Annotated in this window: 7 protein-coding genes; 3 read left to right on the top strand and 4 right to left on the bottom strand. The window is 68.5% G+C overall.

Features of this window, described 5'->3' with window-relative positions:
* Window positions 1–36: 36 nt before the first annotated feature.
* From ACRDPS_RS00630 to clpS, 4 genes are all read right to left on the bottom strand, one after another.
* A complete protein-coding gene (locus tag ACRDPS_RS00630) occupies window positions 37–312 on the bottom strand; it encodes a MoaD family protein (protein WP_431499680.1) in 276 nt (91 codons plus the stop codon).
* A gap of 32 nt (window positions 313–344) precedes the next feature.
* The gene (locus ACRDPS_RS00625) at window positions 345–785 is read right to left on the bottom strand and encodes a Mov34/MPN/PAD-1 family protein (protein ID WP_431499679.1); all 441 of its coding nucleotides are present in this window, start codon (window positions 783–785) and stop codon (window positions 345–347) included.
* Window positions 786–883: 98 nt separating this feature from the next.
* Window positions 884–1474 (bottom strand): DUF2017 domain-containing protein, encoded by a 591-nt coding sequence (locus ACRDPS_RS00620; RefSeq protein ID WP_431499678.1) that lies wholly within the window; start codon window positions 1472–1474, stop codon window positions 884–886.
* Window positions 1474–1767 carry an ATP-dependent Clp protease adapter ClpS gene (gene clpS / locus ACRDPS_RS00615; protein ID WP_431499677.1) on the bottom strand — a complete coding sequence of 98 codons (294 nt, stop codon included), beginning with the start codon at window positions 1765–1767 and terminating at the stop codon, window positions 1474–1476. The genes ACRDPS_RS00620 and clpS overlap by 1 nt, the downstream gene beginning before the upstream one ends.
* Before the next feature lie 109 nt (window positions 1768–1876).
* Here clpS and ACRDPS_RS00610 point away from each other — a divergent pair, with 109 nt between their 5' ends.
* Genes ACRDPS_RS00610 through ACRDPS_RS00600 form a run of 3 tightly spaced genes read left to right on the top strand, consistent with a single transcriptional unit; the run spans window position 1877 to window position 5080 of the window.
* Complete coding sequence (locus ACRDPS_RS00610; RefSeq protein ID WP_431499676.1) at window positions 1877–3181, top strand: nicotinate phosphoribosyltransferase; 1305 nt, start codon at window positions 1877–1879, stop codon at window positions 3179–3181.
* A gap of 12 nt (window positions 3182–3193) precedes the next feature.
* Window positions 3194–3778: a nicotinamidase gene (locus ACRDPS_RS00605; protein WP_431499675.1), complete on the top strand. Its 585-nt coding sequence runs from the start codon at window positions 3194–3196 to the stop codon at window positions 3776–3778.
* A gap of 54 nt (window positions 3779–3832) precedes the next feature.
* Entirely contained in the window at window positions 3833–5080 is a 1248-nt protein-coding gene (locus tag ACRDPS_RS00600) for an MFS transporter (RefSeq protein WP_431499674.1), read from the top strand.
* Window positions 5081–5227 lie beyond the last annotated feature (147 nt).

The following is a 5227-nucleotide window of genomic DNA, read 5'->3' as shown; positions in this document are numbered from 1 at the left end:
GACGCACTCCTGGCAGCACACCGCGGTCTTGAAGGGTCAGCAGCCGCCGGCTACGGCTGGGAGGATGACTACTTGGTCGCCGTCTTTCAGGTCCGCGTCTAGGGAGCCGATGAAACGGACGTCCTCGTCGTTGATGTAGACGTTGACGAAGCGGCGCAGGTCGCCGTTGTCGATGAGGCGCTCCTTGATGCCGGAGTGGTTCGCCTCGAGGTCGTCGATGAGCGCACTCAGGGTCTTGCCCTCGGCGGAGACCGCCTTCTCGCCGGCGGTGTAGGTGCGGAGGATGGTCGGGATCTTGACCTCGATGGCCATGGGTTCTCCTAGCTGAGATGTGCTCGGTTCGGTCACGACAACGTCGCGACGATGTTGATTTCTTCCTCGGTGACGTTGCCGTCGACGATGCGATAGGAGCGGAACTCCGCCGGCCCCTCGTCGTTGCCCCCATCATTGGAACAGTTGCGGGTGCTGACCAGCACATAGTGCGCGTTCGGCTCCATCGCCAGCCCGATGTCGGTCCGGGACGGGTAGGCCTCGGTGGCGGTGTGGGAGTGGTAGACGATCACCGGCTCCTCGTCGTTCGCGTCCATCTCCTTGTAGAGCTGGAGCAGATCGGTCGAGTCGAACTCGTAGAACGTCGGGCTCCCGGCGGCATTGATCATCTCGATGAACCGCTCGGGCCGGTCCGAGCCCTCGGGGCCCGCGACGATCCCGCACGCCTCGTCGGGATGGTCACGCTTCGCGTGGGCGATGATCGCGTCGTACGTCGCCTGGTCGATGGTCAACACACGATCAGCCTAGGCCGACAGCACATCAACGACGTACGTGCCCGGGTGTCGGACATGGTCGACGCCGCCCGTCCGGATGGTGTAGCCGTGGGCACTCGCTAGGACGCGGCCCACAGGGCCTCGACGATCGTCTCCTGGAGAATTCCGACCCACTGGTAGATCCCGTAGACCTGCCCCGCGGGGTCGTCGTCGGGAAGCGAGTCCCAGAAGTCCTCGTCGCCCTCCTCGACACCGAGCCGGGTCGCGAGCGCCAGCCGGATGTCGGTGAACGAGCGCATCCACGCCTCGGCCTCGCCCATCGACAGCTCGACGTCGATGACCATCCCGTCCTCGTCCAGCTCGGCCGGGAGCCCGGCCTCCTCCAGCTCGTCGATGATCGTCGCGGCCGCTCGTGCCTTGCCGTCACGCAGCCCGCCCTCGGTGAAGCGCCGGAACTCTCCGGCTGCCTCTTCGTCCTCGCCGTAGGCGGTCGGGAAGAGGCGCTTCAGCACCGGGTCCTCGGGCTCGGTGGTCGGCCCCGAGAAGTCGAGCATGGCCTCCAGCGGGTCATCGCTCTCGGCGGGCGCGGCGACCTCGTTGCGGAGCAGCTCGACGAGCTGGGAGGCGAGGGAACGCAGCAGGTCGGCCTCGAACCCGGAGAAGGTCGCGATGATCTGCTTGCTGCGCCGGTGGTAGCTGAACCCGCCCATCAGTCCTGCTTCTCGAGGGTCGCCCACAGCCCGTACTCGTGCATCGCCTGCACGTCGCGCTCCATCTCCTCGCGCGACCCGGAGGAGACCGCCGACTTACCGTCCTGGTGCACCTCCATCATCAGCTTCTCCGACTTCTTCTTCGAGTAGCCGAAGTACTTCTGGAAGACGAAGGTGACGTACGACATCAGGTTGACCGGATCGTTCCAGACGATGGTCACCCATGGGGTCGACGGGGCCACGACCTCGTCGATCTCGGGCTCGTCGAGCTCCACGGGGCTTGGCGCGCTCATATCGCCGACTCCGTAGCGCAGGCGCAAGAGTACGGACCCGGCGACATGAGGACCCTGACGGTCGCTCGCTTGCGCTCGCTCATGGCATCCATCGTGCCACGATGATCCCGTGGACTCGACAGCGGACTCGACCGCGCTCCTGACAGATCACTACGAGCTGACCATGCTCCAGGCCGCCCTCGAGGCGGGCACCGCGGAGCGCCGTGGCGTCTTCGAGCTTTTCCCCCGGCGGCTCGCCGGCGGGCGGCGCTACGGCGTGGTGGCCGGGGTCGGGCGCGCGCTCGACGCCATCGAGGCCTTCCGCTTCGGCCCCGAGCAACTGGCGGTGCTCGAGGGCGTCGTCGACGGACCGACCCTGGAGTGGCTCGCGAGCTACCGCTTCACCGGCGACATCTGGGGGTACGCCGAGGGCGAGACGTTCTTCCCGCAGTCGCCACTGGTCGTGGTGGAGTCCAGCTTCGCCGAGGCGGTCGTCCTGGAGACGGTGCTGCTCTCGATCTACAACCACGACTCGGCCATCGCCACCGCGGCCTCCCGGATGACGATGGCGGCCGGGGAGCGCCCGTGCATCGAGATGGGCTCGCGCCGCACCCACGAGGCGGCCGCGATCGCCGCCGCCCGCGCTGCGTACGTCGCCGGTTTCACCGCCACCTCGAACCTCGCCGCCCGAGAGCTCTTCGGGGTGCCCACCACCGGCACCTCCGCCCACGCGTTCACGCTCCTGCACGACACCGAGGAGCAGGCCTTCCGGGCCCAGGTCGCCTCGCTCGGCAAGGGCACCACCCTGCTGGTGGACACCTACGACATCGCCGAGGCGGTGGCGAAGGCGGTCGAGATCGCCGGTCCCGAGCTCGGTGCGGTGCGGATCGACTCCGGTGACCTGGGGCTCCTCGCCCATGACGTACGCCGCCAGCTCGACGACCTCGGCGCCACCAGCACGAAGATCATCGTGACCAGCGACCTGGACGAGTACGCCATCGCCGGCCTCGCCGCCAGCCCGGTCGACGGCTACGGCGTCGGCACCCAGCTGGTCACCGGCTCGGGTCACCCGACCGCCGGATTCGTCTACAAGCTGGTCGCCCGCGAGGGCGCCTCCGGCGAGCTCGAGCCGGTCGCCAAGAAGAGCGCCGCCAAGACCTCGATCGGCGGGCGGAAGTACGCCCTGCGCCGCCGCAACCGCAAGTCCACAGGCATGGACACAGCCGACGCCGAGGTGATCGGCATCGGCACTCCCCCCGACGGCGACGGAAACGACCGCCCGCTGCTCACCCACCTGGTCAAGGCCGGAAAGGTCGTCGGCCGCGAGCCCCTCGACGCCGCCAGGGACCGCCATCAGGCCTCGGTCGCAGAGCTCCCCGTGATCGCCCACTCGCTCCTCAAGGGCGACCCGGCGATCCCGACCCTCTTCCAGTGACACCGGGTTAGTGTGGCGAGCATGACGCGTGCACTGATCGTGGTCGACGTACAGAACGACTTCTGCGAGGGCGGGTCCCTGGCTGTGACCGGGGGCGCGCGGGTGGCCTATGACATCGGCCAGCTGCTGCGGGAGCGAGCCGCGAGCAAGGAGCCGGACCAGACGTACGGACTGGTCGTGGCCACCAAGGACCACCACATCGACCCGGGCGCGCACTTCGGCAACCCGCCGGACTACGTGGACTCCTGGCCGGCGCACTGCGTGGTCGGCACCGAGGGCGAGGCGTTCCACCCCAACCTCGACCCGGTGTGCTTCGACGAGATCTTCCGCAAGGGTGAGTACGCAGCGGCCTACTCCGGGTTCGAGGGCGCGGCCACCGACGGCGTCGGCCTGACCGACTGGCTCCGCGCCCACGACATCGAGGAGGTCGACGTGTGCGGTCTCGCGACAGACCATTGCGTACGTGCCACCGCGATCGACGCACAGAGCGCCGGTTTCCGCACGCGGCTGCTCACCGATCTGACGGCCGGAGTGGCCCCCGCGACCACGGCAACCGCCGTCGACGAGATGCGAGCGGCCGGAATAACGGTCTCATGACAGAATTGACCGACTTCCACCCATAGAAATGGGCTTTCCGTCTATCCTCTCCGGATGGCTCCGATCTCGGCGACAGCCCCCCTTCGCCAACCCCACTTTCGGTGGTTCTTCGCATCCCGCTCGGTAAACCTGGTGGGCAACTTCATGGCGCCCGTCGCCCTCGCCTTCGCGGTGTTGGAGGTGAGCGACGCCCCGATCGCGATCGGCGCCGTCCTCGCCGCCCGCACCATCCCGATGATCATCTTCATGCTCATCGGTGGCGTGCTCGCCGACCGGATGGGCCGTGCTCGTGTCCTGCTCGCCTCAAACGTGGTCTCCGGTCTGAGCCAGGCCGCCGTGGCCGTCCTCGTCATCTCCGGTGTCGCCGAGCTGTGGCACCTGATCGCGCTCTCGGCGCTCAACGGCATCGTCTCCGCGGCCGGCCTGCCCGCCCAGCAGGGCATCATCCCGCTGGTGGTGCCGCGGTCCATGCTGCAGGAAGCCAACGTGCTGATGTCGCTGACCAGGGCCGTCGTCGCGGTCGCCGGCCCCGGCACCGCGGGCCTGCTGGTCCTCAGCATCGGTGCCGGCTGGGCGCTGGCCATCGACGCGGCCACCTGGCTCATCGCCGCGGTGCTGTTGCTGCCGGTGAAGCTCAGCGGCACGGTCACCGGCAAGGCCTCGATCATCGGAGACCTGCGCCTGGGCTGGAACTACTTCCGCACGACGACCTGGCTGTGGCTCTGCGTCGGTGCCGCGACCATGCTCAACGCCCTCTACGAGGGTGGGCTGCTCACCCTCGGCCCGCAGCGCGCCGAGGGATCCTCGCTCGGCGCCGGCGGCTGGGGGCTGATCCTGACCTTCCAAGGCATCGGCGTGCTCACCGCGACGCTCGTCCTGATGAAGGTACGACTGGAGCGGCCGCTGCTCTTCGGCATGATCGGGATGGCCCTGTTCGGCCTGCCGATCGCCGCTCTCGGGTTCTCCACCGAGCTGGCCGTGCTGCTTCCCGCGGCCGCTCTCTCCGGGGCCGGCATCCAGGTCTTCAGCCTCGGTTGGCAGCTCTCGATGCAGGAGAACGTCCCGAGCGACCTGCTCTCCCGGGCGTCCTCCTACGACCAGCTCGGCACCTATATCGCCATCCCGATCGGCCAGCTGGCGATGGGACCGCTGGCCGCTGCGTACGGGATCAAGAACATACTCGCGATCGCCGGGATCGCCTACGTCGTGATCTCGCTGGCGACGCTGCTGAGCCCTGCCGTCCGCGGCCTCAACCGGGTCGCCTTCCCCGCCCCCGAGCGCAACGACGCCCCGGCCCACTAGTGGTCATCGCCTCAAGTTCCTCCCCGGTCCGCCGCCATGGCACGCACTGGGCGGCGTTGCCCCCGCTCGAAAGACCCCGGTATGCCTTCGCAGGGGCGCCTTGCCCAGCACGCACCCTGACGACGGACCAGGGACGAACTATCGGCT

This window comes from Nocardioides sp., assembly GCF_050699375.1.
Classification (GTDB): Bacteria; Actinomycetota; Actinomycetes; order Propionibacteriales; family Nocardioidaceae; genus Nocardioides.
The sequence above is the reverse complement of the archived record's forward strand: the minus strand, read 5'-3'. Positions and strand labels throughout refer to the sequence as shown.

Excerpts from the sequence above, each read along its gene's own strand:
- ACRDPS_RS00630 (WP_431499680.1), bottom strand. The coding sequence starts at position 312 with ATGGCCATCGAGGTCAAGATCCCGACCATCCTCCGCACCTACACCGCC.
- ACRDPS_RS00620 (WP_431499678.1), bottom strand. The coding sequence starts at position 1,474 with ATGGGCGGGTTCAGCTACCACCGGCGCAGCAAGCAGATCATCGCGACC.
- clpS (WP_431499677.1), bottom strand. The coding sequence starts at position 1,767 with ATGAGCGCGCCAAGCCCCGTGGAGCTCGACGAGCCCGAGATCGACGAG.
- ACRDPS_RS00600 (WP_431499674.1), top strand. The coding sequence starts at position 3,833 with ATGGCTCCGATCTCGGCGACAGCCCCCCTTCGCCAACCCCACTTTCGG.